This is a genomic window from Winogradskyella ouciana (genome assembly GCF_009709615.1).
GTDB classification, from domain to species: Bacteria; Bacteroidota; Bacteroidia; order Flavobacteriales; family Flavobacteriaceae; genus Winogradskyella; species Winogradskyella ouciana.
In genome coordinates, this window is record NZ_WJYA01000316.1 from 1 (window position 1) to 234 (window position 234).

The window sequence follows — 234 nt, forward strand, 5'->3', positions numbered from 1 at the left end:
AATTATGTTTTGCCAAAAAGTACGCTGGATGCAGGGAAATATGATTAAGTCGGGGCTAGTTGTATCCATTTGTGCGTTTTTTCTGGTGTCGCTCACATCATTGCAAAGCCTGACTACTCACGATGTGGGCAGTCAGGCTGACACGCTTGATTATCCCAAAAGTTTTGGATTTGGAAGACCTGCAACCGAGAGGGAAATTGCTGTACTCGATACGGATGTGCGTCCTGACGGAAA

Annotated in this window: 1 protein-coding gene; it reads left to right on the forward strand. The window is 45.7% G+C overall.

Annotated features, from left to right (window positions below; translation table 11 throughout):
- Positions 1 to 28: 28 nt before the first annotated feature.
- On the forward strand, positions 29 to 234 hold a 206-nt coding region (locus tag F1003_RS17150; protein ID WP_235898445.1), incomplete at its 3' end, for a hypothetical protein.